Annotated in this window: 10 protein-coding genes; 6 read left to right on the plus strand and 4 right to left on the minus strand. The window is 63.9% G+C overall.

The window, feature by feature from the left end; translation table 11 throughout:
* The first annotated feature begins 110 nt into the window (after positions 1–110).
* Genes WN72_RS15635 through WN72_RS15645 form a run of 3 tightly spaced genes read left to right on the plus strand, consistent with a single transcriptional unit; the run spans position 111 to position 2,263 of the window.
* Positions 111–899, plus strand: a complete 789-nt coding sequence (locus WN72_RS15635) for an enoyl-CoA hydratase/isomerase (RefSeq protein ID WP_027558635.1) — start codon at positions 111–113, stop codon at positions 897–899.
* On the plus strand, positions 896–1,882 hold the full coding sequence (locus WN72_RS15640) for a phosphotransferase family protein (RefSeq protein WP_092216933.1): 987 nt from the start codon (positions 896–898) through the stop codon (positions 1,880–1,882). Before WN72_RS15635 ends, WN72_RS15640 begins: the two co-directional genes overlap by 4 nt.
* A gap of 3 nt (positions 1,883–1,885) precedes the next feature.
* A complete protein-coding gene (locus WN72_RS15645; protein ID WP_092216934.1) occupies positions 1,886–2,263 on the plus strand; it encodes a DUF6285 domain-containing protein in 378 nt (125 codons plus the stop codon).
* Positions 2,264–2,502: 239 nt separating this feature from the next.
* Here the strand turns inward: WN72_RS15645 and WN72_RS15650 are convergent, their stop codons facing one another.
* Positions 2,503–3,282, minus strand: coding sequence for an enoyl-CoA hydratase-related protein (locus WN72_RS15650; protein ID WP_092216935.1), 780 nt, complete (start codon positions 3,280–3,282; stop codon positions 2,503–2,505).
* A gap of 229 nt (positions 3,283–3,511) precedes the next feature.
* Here WN72_RS15650 and WN72_RS15655 point away from each other — a divergent pair, with 229 nt between their 5' ends.
* On the plus strand, positions 3,512–4,786 hold the full coding sequence (locus tag WN72_RS15655) for an acyl-CoA dehydrogenase family protein (protein WP_092216936.1): 1,275 nt from the start codon (positions 3,512–3,514) through the stop codon (positions 4,784–4,786).
* Positions 4,787–5,056: 270 nt separating this feature from the next.
* On the opposite strand, the gene WN72_RS15660 is transcribed toward WN72_RS15655, so the two are convergent.
* Positions 5,057–6,637: a fatty acid--CoA ligase gene (locus WN72_RS15660; protein WP_092216937.1), complete on the minus strand. Its 1,581-nt coding sequence runs from the start codon at positions 6,635–6,637 to the stop codon at positions 5,057–5,059.
* Positions 6,638–6,893: 256 nt separating this feature from the next.
* A complete protein-coding gene (locus WN72_RS15665) occupies positions 6,894–7,766 on the minus strand; it encodes an SDR family oxidoreductase (protein ID WP_027558641.1) in 873 nt (290 codons plus the stop codon).
* 105 nt (positions 7,767–7,871) lie between these two features.
* Between WN72_RS15665 and WN72_RS15670 the strand changes: the two genes are divergently transcribed.
* Both WN72_RS15670 and WN72_RS15675 read left to right on the plus strand, forming a co-directional pair.
* The gene (locus WN72_RS15670; RefSeq protein WP_092216938.1) at positions 7,872–8,681 is read left to right on the plus strand and encodes a crotonase/enoyl-CoA hydratase family protein; all 810 of its coding nucleotides are present in this window, start codon (positions 7,872–7,874) and stop codon (positions 8,679–8,681) included.
* Positions 8,682–8,836: 155 nt separating this feature from the next.
* Positions 8,837–10,381 carry an acyl-CoA synthetase gene (locus WN72_RS15675; RefSeq protein ID WP_092216939.1) on the plus strand — a complete coding sequence of 515 codons (1,545 nt, stop codon included), beginning with the start codon at positions 8,837–8,839 and terminating at the stop codon, positions 10,379–10,381.
* 188 nt (positions 10,382–10,569) lie between these two features.
* Here the strand turns inward: WN72_RS15675 and glgX are convergent, their stop codons facing one another.
* Positions 10,570–12,687, minus strand: a complete 2,118-nt coding sequence (gene glgX, locus WN72_RS15680; RefSeq protein ID WP_092216940.1) for a glycogen debranching protein GlgX — start codon at positions 12,685–12,687, stop codon at positions 10,570–10,572.
* Positions 12,688–12,772 lie beyond the last annotated feature (85 nt).

A 12,772-nucleotide genomic window follows, 5' to 3' on the forward strand; every position in this document is an offset into this window, starting at 1 on the left:
CTATGCTGTGATCACCATGGACAAGGCCGCGACAAAAATCAAATATGCGCCCCGGCAAAACTAAATTCCGGTCTGCGAAACTGGCGCGGTCCGCAACTGACGAGGAAACCATGCAGTTCAAACACGTCACGCTCGATTTCGATGGCTCGGTTGCGATCCTCCGGCTCGACCATCAGGAGGTGATGAACGCGGTCTCCGTGGACATGCTGGGCGGCCTTGCCGAGGCGCTCGACGCGATCGAGGAGAAGAAGGACGATGTGCGCTGCGTCGTGCTAACCGGCGCGGGGCGGGCGTTCTGCACGGGTGCTAATCTGCAAGGGCGCAACAACCAGTCGAAGAAGACCAAGGCCGGCCTGACGCTGGAGACCGGCTTTCATCCCTTCCTCCGCCGCATCCGCAATCTGCACTGTCCGATCGTCACCGCGGTCAACGGGCCGGCGGCGGGCGCCGGCATGAGCTTCGCTCTGCTCGGCGACATGATCCTTTGCGCGCGCTCGTCGTATTTCCTGCAAGCGTTCCGCCGCATCGGCCTGGTGCCGGATTGCGGCTCGACCTGGCTGCTGCCGCGCCTCGTCGGCCGGGCGCGCTCGATCGAATTGTCGCTGATGGGCGAGCGGCTGCCGGCCGAGAAGGCGCTGGAATGGGGCCTCGTCAATCGCGTCTATGACGACGGCGTGCTGATGGAGGAGGCGATGAAGCTCGCGCGCGATCTCGCCAGCGGGCCGACAGTGGCGCTGTCGCTGATCCGCAAGCTCTACTGGGACAGCCCGGAAAATTCCTTCGAGGACCAGCTCAATCTCGAATTCCAGTGCCAGCTGCGTGCCGGCGACACCCAGGATTTCCGTGAGGGCGTCGGCGCGTTCCTGGAGAAGCGCCCCGCGCAGTTCAAAGGCAAATGATCGAGGCGGAGCTTTCGCGGAGCGTCGCGCGCTGGTGTAAGGGCGCGACCGGCGTCACCGGCGCGGCAAAACTGTCGGGCGGCGCCAGTCAGGAGACCTGGCGCTTCGACATCACGCATCCTGACGGGCCGATCGGTGCGATCCTGCGCCGCTCGCCGAAAGGTTATGGCGCGGCTCCCACGCGTGCGGCGGGTCTCGCGGCTGAGGCGCAGCTGATGCAACTCGCTTACGAGGCCGGCGTGCCGTCGCCGCGCGTGATGCATGTGCTGACGCCGGACGACGATCTCGGCACGGGCTTCATCATGCAGCGCGTCGAGGGCGAGACCATCGCGCGCAAGATCCTTCGCGATGATGAGTTCGCAGCGGCGCGGCCGCTACTTGCGCGGCAGATCGGCGGCGTGCTCGCCGGCCTGCATCGGTTGCCGCGGGACAAGTTGCCCGAGTTGCGCAGCCGCGGCGTGACCCAGGAGATCTCGGAGTTCGAGCGCGACTATCGTAGCCTGAAGTGGCCCAAGCCCGTGTTCGAGCTGGCGCTGCGCTGGCTGCGCGACCACGATCCCGGGCCCTCAGTCGAGACCACGCTGGTGCATGGCGATTTCCGCAACGGCAATCTCATCATCGGATCTGATGGTGTCCGCGCGGTGCTGGACTGGGAGCTCGCCCATCTCGGCGATCCCATGGAGGATCTCGGCTGGGTCTGCGTCAATTCCTGGCGGTTCGGCGAGATCGACAAGCCCGTCGGCGGCTTTGGCTCGCGCGAGGAGCTGTTCGCGGGCTATGAGGCCGCGGGCCGCAAGGTCGATCCCGCGCGCGTCAAATTCTGGGAAGTGATGGGGACGCTGCGCTGGGGCATCATGTGCGGCGGCATGATGCAACGGTTCCGCGAGGGCCCGGATCATTCCATGGAGCGCGCCATGATCGGCCGCCGCGCCAGCGAGACCGAGATCGATCTGTTGCGGCTGCTGGCGCCGCGCGGGAGTTGACACATGCAGGATGAACCGACGCCGATCGAGCTGACCAAGGCGGTCGCCGATTTCCTCCGGAGCGACATCACGCCGCTGATCTCCGGTCATCAGGCCTTCAAGCTGCGCGTCGCCATCAACATCCTCGACCTCGTCACACGGCAGCTGACGCAGGAGGCGGGGAGCGATGCGAAGGAGGTGGAGCGGCTGCGCGCGCTGCTCGGCATGGATGGCTCGGTGACAGAGCTGAACCGCGCGCTCGCGGAGCGTATTGCAAAGGGCGAGGTCGATCTCGCAACGCCCGGCCTCGCCGAGCACCTGTGGGCGACCACGATGGACAAGCTCGCCGTCGATCAGCCGAATTACGCGTCCTACAAGCGCGAGCTCGGCCGCAATCCGTAGGATGGGTAGAGCGCAGCGAAACCCATCATCTCGCACCTTGCTTTGTCATCGATGGGTTTCGCTGCGCTCTACCCATCCTACGCACTCTCCCCTCTGTCATTCCGGGGCGTCGCGCAGCGACGAGCCCGGAATCCATTCATCCACTTTCACTGACGCGCGATGGATTCTCAGATGCGCAATTGCGCATCATAGCGCGCGCCAAGTGGGCGCGCCCCCGGAATGGCCGCGCAAAAGCGCGGTCACTTCCCCACCCATTTCGGCGGCCGCTTCTCCGAAAACGCCTTCGGCCCCTCGATGTAATCCTGCGAGGCCGCCATCGCCTGCACGGCCGGATAGTCCCGCTGCTCCGCGATGGCCTGCTCCAGCGACACGCCCAGTCCCCGCTGGATCGCCTGCTTGGATGCGCGGATCGACATCGGCGAGTTCTTGGTGATCATCTCCGCCCAGCGCAATGCGCCCGCGAGTGCCTCGCCCTGCGGCACCACCTCGTTGACGAAGCCGAGTTCCTGGCCTTCCTTCGCGCTGACATGGCGCGCGGTAAGGATCATGCCCATGGCACGCTTGAGGCCGATCTGCCGTGGCAGCCGGTGCAGGCCGCCGGCAAGCGCAGCAAGGCCGACGCGCGGCTCGGGCAGGGCGAAGGTCGCGTTCTCCGCGGCGATGATCAGGTCGCAGGCGAGCGCGATCTCGAAGCCGCCGCCCATGGCGACGCCGTTGACCGCCGCGATGATCGGTTTGTCGCAGTCGAAGCGTGAGGTGAGGCCGGCAAAGCCGCCCTTGTCCCAGCCGCGCTTGCCGCCCGCCGCCTGCCACTTCAGGTCGTTGCCAGCGCAGAACGCCTTGTCGCCGGCGCCGGTGACGATCGCAACCCACTGCTCGGGATCGGTGGCGAAATCGTCGAACACCTTCTGCAGCTCGAAATGCGCATCGGTATGCAGCGCATTGTAGACCTCCGGCCGCGACAGCGTGATGATCGTGATCGGCCCCTTGCGTTCCACTTTCGAAAATTTCAGCTCCATCGCGCGCTCCCGCATTTTCTTCTGAAATGAATATTGGCGTCATACTACCGCGCGTTGGCGCCAGAGCACCATCGAATTGCGCGGGCACGCCTTGCGCATCTGGCACGTCTCGCCTTGCTTGATTTCTGCTTGCTTGACTTGAGCCCGCTCTTCTCACCTTAATCGTGCGAAGCAAGATCGCGCCTAGCGCCTTAACACAAAACGATAAAATCAATCCGGGAGAGAATCTGTGGATTTTTCATTGCCTGCCGATCTCGTCGCCTATCTCGGAGAGCTCGACCGTTTCATCGAACGTGAGATCAAGCCGCTGGAGGAGGCCGACGACAACATCCGCTTCTTCGATCATCGCCGCGAATGGGCGCGCACCGATTTCGAGAATGGCGGTCTGCCGCGCCATGAATGGGAAGCGTTGCTGCGCAAGGCCAAGGATCTCGCCGACGCCGCCGGCCATCTGCGCTTTCCGGTGCCGAAGCAATATGGCGGCAAGGACGGCTCCAACCTCTGGATGGCCGTGATCCGCGAGCATTTTGCCGCCAAGGGCCTCGGCCTGCACAACGATCTCCAGAACGAGCACTCCATCGTCGGCAACTTCCCCGTCGTCACCATGCTCGACCGCTACGGTCGCGACGATCAGAAGGCGATGATCGACGGGTCGATCAAGGGCAAGTACCGCATCACCTTTGGCCTGACTGAGCCGCATCACGGCTCGGATGCCACCCACATGGAGACACGCGCGGTGCCGGCGACCCGCGACAACGTCAAGGGCTGGATCATCAACGGCGAGAAGATGTGGACCACAGGCATGCACGTCGCCACGCATTGCGCGCTGTTTGCACGCACGTCGGGCAATGACGGCGATGCCCGCGGCATCACCTGCTTTCTCGTGCCGGCCAAGAGCCACGGCGTGAAGGTCGAAGAGTATATGTGGACCTTCAACATGCCGACCGACCATCCGCGCGTCAGTTTCACCGACGTGTTCGTGCCGGGGGATGCGCAGTTCGGCGAGGTTGGCCGCGGCCTGTCGCTGGCGCAATGTTTTGTGCACCAGAACCGCATCCGCCAGGCGGCGAGCTCGCTCGGTGCCGCCGTCTACTGCATCAACGAGAGCGTCAAATACGCGCGCGAGCGAAAGCCGTTCGGCCGGGCGCTCGCCGAGAACCAGGCGATCCAGTTTCCGCTGGTCGAGCTCGCCACGCAAGCCGAGATGCTGCGCCTCTTGATCCGCAAGACCGCCTGGGAGATGGACCAGCTCACCGAGGAGCAGATCGAGCGCACGCTCTCCGACCGCGTCTCGATGTGCAACTACTGGGCAAACCGCCTCTGCTGCGAATCCGCCGACCGCGCCATGCAGGTCCATGGCGGCATGGGCTATTCACGCCACAAGCCGTTCGAGCACATCTATCGGCATCACCGCCGCTACCGGATCACCGAAGGCAGCGAGGAGATCCAGATGCGGAAAGTGGCGGGGTTCTTGTTCGGCTATATGGGGCCGAACAAGCACTGAGACTTGCACCGGTGCCGTAGGGTGGGCAAAGCGAAGTGTGCCCACGATCCCTCGAATACGGAACGAGATGGTGGGCACGGCGCGTTGCGCCTTTGCCCACCCTACGGGATTGCGCACATATCTCTCCCGAGTCGTCCCCGCGAACGCGGGGACCCATAACCCCAGGGAGAAGTTTGAGGCGAGATGGTAACTCCGAGTCTTCGCAAAACCCGATCCTGTGGTTATGGGTCCCGGGTTCGCGCTGCGCGCGCCGCGGGACGACAGCGGGGATCAATTCACCTGTCGATCCTTCCCCGCCCAATACGGCTCGCGCAACTGTCTGCGCAAAATCTTGCCTGACGGATTGCGCGGCAGGGCCGGCAAGAACTCCACGCTCTTCGGCGTCTTGTAGCCGGCGATGCGCTCGCGGGTGAAGTTGATGATGTCGGTGGCACTCGCCTGCTTGCCCGGCTTCATCACCACGACGGCTTTCACTGCCTCGCCCCATTTATCGTCGGGCACGCCGATCACGGCAGCTTCCGCGACATCAGGGTGATCGCACAGCGCGCTCTCGACCTCGGCGGGGTAGATGTTCTCGCCGCCGGAGATGATCATGTCCTTGATGCGGTCGTGGATGTAGAGGTAGCCGTCCTCGTCCAGGTAGCCGGCATCACCCGTGCGCAGCCAGCCGTCGCCGCGCAGCGTCGCGGCGGTCGCCTCCGGCAGGTTCCAGTAGCCGGCCATGTTAGAGCCCGAGCGCGTCGCGATCTCGCCGACCTCACGCGGCGGCAGCGGCTTGCCGTCCGCATCGAGTATCGCGATCTCGATGCCCGGCAGGGCCTTGCCGGCCGAGCGCATCCGCTCAAGCCCCTCGACGTGATCCTCCGGCGGCAGCGCGACGATGGTGCCGGTGGTCTCCGTCATGCCGTACATCTGCACGAAGCCGCATTTGAAGACCTCGATGCATTCCTTCAGCAGTGCCGCCGGAATCGGGGAGGCGCCGTACAGCATGTATTTCAGCCTGGAGAAATCGACCATTCTCGCGCGCGGCTGCCGCACCACGAACTGCATCGCCGCCGGCACCATGAACAGTTTTGTGATGCCGGATTGCTCGAAGAAATCCAGCACCTTGGTCGGATCGAACTCGCGCGCGATGACGCCGCGCGCGCCGTGATAGAGGCCCATCACGCCCCAGCCCGACCCGCCGATATGGAAGATCGGCATCGCGACCAGCGAGACATCGTCGGTCGACCACCGGTTCCACTCCGGCTTGTCCTCGGCATTGCCGGTTTGCACGAGGTTGAGGAAGTTCGCGTGGCTCAGCATCGCGCCTTTCGGCTTGCCCGTGGTGCCCGACGTGTAGAGCTGGATCGCGATGTCCTTGGTGTCGATCGGCACCTTCGGATCGGTGCCGCTCTGCGCATCCCGCCAGGCTGTAAAATCCTGCCATTCCGGCGCGCCGCCTTCGGTCGTGATGACCGTGCGCACGCCTGGTATCTGGTCCCTGATCTGCGAGACCAGTGTGATGAACTCGGGTCCTACGAACAGCACCGGCGCCTTGCAATCGGCGACGATGAAGGCGACCTCGGGCCCGGCGAGCCGCCAGTTCATCGGCGCCATCACGACGCCCACCTTCATCGCGCCCATTAGAAGCTCGAAATAGAGATCGCTGTTCTTGCCGAGATAGGCGATGCGGTCGCCTTTCTTCACGCCCATCGCGAGAAGCGCGTTGGCGACCTTGTTGGTCTTGATGTCGAACTCGGCAAAGCTGGTGATGCGGCCTTCGAACTCATAGGCGATGGCATCGCCGCGGCTCGTCGCGCGCTCGCGCACCATGTCGGCGAGATTCGCCAATGGCTGTGTGGTGGACATGTTTCTCCCGTGGCGTCTTGTTTTTATGCCGGGGAGTGTGGCGTCATAAGCGCGTGAAGACAAGATGGGAGCCCCACTGTCCCGGACGAGCGAAGCGAAGATCCGGGACCCATAACCACAGGGAGTGGTTTGGCGAAGACTCGGAGTTGCCTGTCTCGCACTACAACTCTTCCCTGTGGTTATGGGTCCCTGCTTTCGCAGGGACGACAATTGCGGGTGGGGCGAAAGTGTCAGCCACTTACAAGCTTTCGCACATCTACCCCCGCTTCGCCCGGTCCTTCTCGTTCTGCGCCATGATGCTCTCGCGCGCGGCTTTCCAGTCGTCGTCGCTCCAGTCGCGCAGCTGGTAGAAATTGCCGCCCATCGCGAGCGCCTGCGCGCCGTCCATGGCGATGGTCTCGCCGGTGATCCAGTCGCAGCCGCCGGAGATCAGGAACACCGCGAGGTTCTGCAATTCCTCCATGGTGCCGACGCGGCCCATCGGGTTCATCGCCTTGGTCCGTGCACCGGCCTCATCGCCGGGCTTGATGCGCTTGCTCATGCCCTCGGTCGGGATTTCGCCCGGCGCAATGGTGTTGAGGCGGATGCCGTAGCGGCCCCATTCGGTGGCGAGCGACATCGTCATGGCGTGGATTGCCGACTTGCTCATCGCCGACGGCACCACGTAGGGCGAGCCGTTGCGCACCCAGGTCACCGTGATCGACACGACATTGCCGGGCTGCTTCAAGGCGATCCAGCGCTTGCCGACCGCATGCGTGACGTAGAACGTACCGTGCATGACGATGTTGGCGACCGCATCGAAACCGCGCGGCGACAGCTCCTCGCTGCGCGAGATGAAATTGCCGGCGGCGTTGTTGATGAGATCGGTCAGCGGTCCGTCGCGGAAGATGTTCTCGATCATCTCCTCGACCGCGAGCGCGTTGCGGATGTCGACGCCGTGGCTGGTGACGCGGCCGCCATACTCGGCCATCAGCTCGGTCGCGGTCTCGTCGCACACGATCTTGCGCCGGCCGCAGATATGCACCTCGGCGCCGAGCTGGAGGAAGCGCGCCGCCATCGACTTGCCGAGCCCGGTGCCGCCGCCGGTCACGAGAATGCGCCGCCCGGCCAGAAGATTTTCCTTGAACATGGCTGTTTCTCCCGTACGGATTGTCAGTTAATTGGTCGATTGACTAAATCCGGCCGCCAGCTTCCTGTAAAGCGGCACTGAACAAGAACAGGGGAGAATTCGTCCATGGAAGAGCGCGTCTCGATTTCGATCTCAGAAGGCGTCGCCGACGTGCGGCTGGTGCGCGCGGACAAGATGAATGCGCTGGATCAGGCCATGTTCGAGGCCCTTGTCGCGGCAACCGAGCGGCTTTCGAAGGAAAAAGGCCTGCGCGTCGTCGTGCTGTCGGGTGAAGGCCGCGCCTTCTGCGCCGGTCTCGACATGGGGCGTTTTGCCGCCATGAAGGAGAAGGGCGGCAACGGAATTCCGGGTGGCGAAAATCGCGATCTCACCAAGCGGACTCATGGCCAGGCGAACTTTCCGCAGCAGGCGGTGTGGGGATGGCGCCAGCTTCCGGTTCCGGTGATCGCGGCCGTGCATGGCGTTGCCTTCGGCGGCGGCTTCCAGCTTTCGCTCGGTGCAGATATGCGCTTCCTCAGCGCAGATGCGCGCATGTCGATCATGGAAATCAAATGGGGCCTCGTCCCCGATATGGCGGGCACGCCGATCCTCGCTTCGCTGGTGCGCGATGATATCCTGCGAGATCTCACCTTCACCGGTCGCATCTTCTCCGCGCAGGAGGCGATGGCTTACGGTCTCGCGACGCGCATCTGCGACGATCCGCGCGCTGCCGCGTTCGAAGTCGCGCGCGAGATCGCCGGCAAGAGCCCTGATGCGATCCGCGCGGCGAAGCGCCTGCTCAACAACCTCTCGGTCGATCCGGGTCCTGCGCTGCTCGCCGAGTCCGTCGAGCAGCAGAAGCTGATCGGCAGCGCGAACCAGACCGAGGCGGTGCGGTCGAATCTGGAGAAGCGCGCGGCGAAGTATGCGGATTAGTCTCCCGTCATTCCGGGCGCCGCGTGAGCGGCGAGCCCGGAATCCATAACCCCGGCTCGTGGTTATGGATTCCGGGCCTCGCCTTCGGCGCATCCCGGAATGACGAGCGTGGTTGTGGCTACTGTTCTAACCCGACGAAAGATCGGAAAACAAAAATGAGCGAAACGTCCCCATTCCTCGGCATCGTCTCCGGCGAACGCCGCCGTTCCCACGCCGAAGTCGCCACCCGCGCCGACCGCATCGCCTCGGGCCTTGCCAAAATCGGCGTCCGCCAGGGCGATTGCGTCTGCATGCTGATGCGCAATGACATCGCCTTCCTGGAAGCCGCCTACGCCGCGATGCGGCTGGGTGCCTACGGCGTGCCGATCAACTGGCACTTCAAGCCGGAGGAGATCAACTACATCCTTGATGACACCGGCACGTCCGTGCTGATCGGGCACGCCGACATGCTGCACGCCTTGCGCGATGCGGTCCCGAAAGGCGTCACCGTGCTCAGCGTGCCGACGCCGCCGGAGATCCTGTCCAACTACAAGATCGATCCCGATCACCTCAAGACGCCGGATTTCGCCATCGATTTCGAGCCCTGGCTCGCGCAATTCCAGCCCTATGAGGGCCCGGTCGTGCCGCAGCCGATGAACATGATCTACACGTCAGGCACGACAGGCCATCCCAAGGGCGTGCGGCGCAATGCCCCGACGCCGGATCAGCAAGCGGCCGGCGAGCGCATGCGCGCGATGATCTATGGGCTGAAGCCCGGCGCCCGCGCGATCCTGCCGGGGCCGCTCTATCATTCCGCGCCGAACTCGTTCGGCATCCGCGCCGGCAAGCTCGGCGGCGCGTTGGTGCTGATGCCGCGTTTCGAGGCGGAGGAGTTTCTCGCGCTGATCGAGAGATACAAGATCGACACCATCTTCATGGTGCCGACCATGTTCATCCGCCTGATGAAGCTACCAGGAGAGGTGCGCAGGAAATACGACGTCTCTTCGCTCCGCCATGTCATCCATGCCGCCGCGCCGTGCCCGGCCGACGTCAAGCGCGCCATGATCGAATGGTGGGGGCCGGTGATCTACGAATTCTACGGCTCGACGGAATCAAGCGCCGTCACGTTCGCAACTTCCGAGGACGCGCTGAAGAAGCCCGGCACCGTCGGCAAGATTTCACCCGGCGCCGAGCTGCGCTTCATCGGCGAGGACGGAAGCGAGCGCGGCGTCGGCGAGATCGGCGAGATCTATTCCCGCATGGCGGAGCTAGCCGACTTCACCTACCACAACAAGCCGGACAAACGCGCCGAGATCGATCTCGGCGGCTTCATCACCTCGGGCGACGTCGGCTATATCGACGAGGACGGCTACGTCTTCATCTGCGACCGCAAGCGCGACATGGTGATCTCGGGCGGCGTGAACATCTACCCGGCCGAGATCGAATCCGTGCTGCATGCCGTGCCCGGCGTGCATGATTGCGCGGTGTTCGGCATCCCCGATGCCGAGTTCGGCGAGGCGCTGATGGCGGTGGTCGAGCCGCAAGCTGGCGTCGCGCTCGATGCCGCCGACGTCCGCGCAAAGCTGAAGACCTCGCTCGCCGATTACAAGGTGCCCAAGCACATCGAGATCCGCTCTGGGCTGCCGCGCGAAGACTCCGGAAAAATCTTCAAGCGCCGCTTGCGCGATCCCTATTGGGAGCAGGCTGGGCGGAAAATCTGACAATTCAACGAGAACCCGTAGGGTGGGCAAAGCGAAGCGTGCCCACCAAATTCGCTTACGGAGACAGATGGTGGGCACGGCGCAAGCGCGCCTTTGCTCACCCTACGAGACTGCGCGATCCCTATTGGGAGAAGGCGGGACGGAAGATTTGGCGCAGGCGACAGGAGCGAGGGCCGTGCCCGGCGCCCCTAAACCAGCTCCCCGCCCACGAACAACAGGAACGACCGGCCCGGCACCTTGTAGATGCTGTCGAACTCGAACCGTGCCCCGGATCCGCCGTCGCCGACATTGGTATCGAGCAGCAATGACCAGCACGGGCCGGCCGAAGTGTGCGGCAGCTTGAAATCAACCTCGCCCTCAAAACTGTTGAGGATGATCAGCACGCTGTCGTCCTCACCGCGGCGCGGGATCGCGGTCTTTCGCGCGCGGCCGTCGAGCACGACGCCAAAGCATTTCAGCCAGCCGGTCTGCCAGTCAGCACTGGACATCTCGCTGCCATTGGCATTGACCCAGACCACGTCGCGGATGTCGAGCTTGGTGTCGTGCACGCCGGTGAGGAAGCGGCTGCGGCGCAGGATCGGATAGTCGCGCCGGAGCTGGATCACGCGCTTGGTGAAAGCCAGCAGCTTCTGCGAGTTCTCGCCCATGCTCCAGTCGAACCAGGAGATGTCGCTGTCCTGGCAATAGGCGTTGTTGTTGCCCTGTTGGGTGCGGCCGAACTCGTCGCCGCCGAGCAGCATCGGTGTGCCCTGCGACAGCAGCAAGGTGGCGAGCATGTTGCGCTTCTGCCGCTCGCGCAGCGCAATGACGTTCTTGTCGTCGGTCGGGCCCTCGACGCCGCAATTCCAGGAACGGTTGTTGGAATTGCCGTCGCGGTTGCCCTCGCCATTGGCCTCGTTGTGCTTGTCGTTGTAGCTCGCCCAGTCGTTCAGCGTGAAACCGTCATGCGCCGTGATGAAGTTGACGCTGGCCCAGGAGCGGCGGCCGCCCCAGCGGCCGAAGATATCGCCGGAGCCAAGCAGCCGCGTTGCGAGCGCGGAGGGCGGCGCCTCGCCGCGCCAATAGTCGCGCGCGGTGTCGCGAAATCTGTCGTTCCACTCCGCCCAGCCGGGCGGGAAGCCGCCGACCTGGTAGCCGCCGGGTCCGCAATCCCAGGGTTCGGCGATCAGCTTGACGGTCGACAGCAGCGGATCCTGGTCCATTGCCTTCAGGAAGCCGCTCTCCTCGTCGAAGCCGTAGACCTCGCGGGCGAGAATGGTGCCGAGGTCGAAGCGGAAGCCGTCGATATGCATGTGGCCGGCCCAGTAGCGCAAGGAATCCATCACCATCTGGATCACGCGCGGATGGGAGAGATTGACGGTGTTTCCGGTGCCGGTGTCGTTGATGTAGTAGCGCCGACGGTCCGGCAGCAGGCGATAGTAGCTCGCATTGTCGATGCCCTTGAAGGACAGCGTCGGCCCGAGCTCGTTGCCTTCGGCGGTGTGGTTGTAGACGACGTCGAGGATCACCTCGAGCCCGGCGCCGTGCAGCTTCGACACCATCTCCTTGAATTCGCGCAGGCTGTTCGGCACATCGGAGGCATAGCGCGGATCGGGCGCGAAGAAGCCGATGGTGTTGTAGCCCCAGTAATTGACGAGGTTCTTCTTCAGAAGATTGTCGTCGTTGACGAAGGAATGGATCGGCAGCAGCTCGATCGAGGTTATGCCGAGCGAAGTCAGATAGGCGATCAGCTCAGGCGCAGCGAAACCGGCATAGGTGCCGCGAAGGTTCTCCGGCACACCCGGGTGCTTCTTCGTGAAGCCTTTGACATGGGTTTCGTAGACGATGGTCTCGTCCCAATGGACGTTCTGCCGCGCCGCTTCGGCCTGCCAGTCGAAATCGGGATCGACTACGACGCATTTCGGCATGAACGGCGCGCTGTCGCGCTCGTCGAAGGTGAGGTCGTCGCCGCTCTCCATCTTGTAGCCGAACACCGCCGGATTCCAGTTCAGGCTCCCGGCGTGCGCGCGGGCATAGGGGTCGAGCAGCAGCTTGTTCGGATTGAAGCGATGACCGCCGTCCGGCTGATAGGGCCCGTAGACGCGGTAGCCGTAGAAGGTGCCGGGACCGATGCCGGCGATGTAGCCGTGAAAGACCTGGTCGGTATATTCCGGCAGCTCGAAGCGATGTGTTTCTCGGTCGCCGTCGAACAGGCAGACCTCCACCTTGGTGGCGTTGGCGGAGAACACCGCAAAATTCGTGCCCCTGCCGCTCCAATGCGCACCCAGCGGATAAGGCAGGCCTTCCTCGATGATGAAATCGGACATGTGAATCCCCAGGCCCCGATGGCCGCGACGCCAACGCCATCGCCTGCCGAATGTTTCAAGCGGCGTGCCATTCTGGGCGCTACGT

It is taken from the genome of Bradyrhizobium arachidis, assembly GCF_015291705.1.
Taxonomy (GTDB): domain Bacteria; phylum Pseudomonadota; class Alphaproteobacteria; order Rhizobiales; family Xanthobacteraceae; genus Bradyrhizobium; species Bradyrhizobium arachidis.

Excerpts from the sequence above, each read along its gene's own strand:
- WN72_RS15650 (WP_092216935.1), bottom strand. The coding sequence starts at position 3,282 with ATGGAGCTGAAATTTTCGAAAGTGGAACGCAAGGGGCCGATCACGATC.
- WN72_RS15645 (WP_092216934.1), top strand. The coding sequence starts at position 1,886 with ATGCAGGATGAACCGACGCCGATCGAGCTGACCAAGGCGGTCGCCGAT.
- WN72_RS15640 (WP_092216933.1), top strand. The coding sequence starts at position 896 with ATGATCGAGGCGGAGCTTTCGCGGAGCGTCGCGCGCTGGTGTAAGGGC.
- glgX (WP_092216940.1), bottom strand. The coding sequence starts at position 12,687 with ATGTCCGATTTCATCATCGAGGAAGGCCTGCCTTATCCGCTGGGTGCG.
- WN72_RS15675 (WP_092216939.1), top strand. The coding sequence starts at position 8,837 with ATGAGCGAAACGTCCCCATTCCTCGGCATCGTCTCCGGCGAACGCCGC.
- WN72_RS15635 (WP_027558635.1), top strand. The coding sequence starts at position 111 with ATGCAGTTCAAACACGTCACGCTCGATTTCGATGGCTCGGTTGCGATC.
- WN72_RS15670 (WP_092216938.1), top strand. The coding sequence starts at position 7,872 with ATGGAAGAGCGCGTCTCGATTTCGATCTCAGAAGGCGTCGCCGACGTG.
- WN72_RS15665 (WP_027558641.1), bottom strand. The coding sequence starts at position 7,766 with ATGTTCAAGGAAAATCTTCTGGCCGGGCGGCGCATTCTCGTGACCGGC.
- WN72_RS15660 (WP_092216937.1), bottom strand. The coding sequence starts at position 6,637 with ATGTCCACCACACAGCCATTGGCGAATCTCGCCGACATGGTGCGCGAG.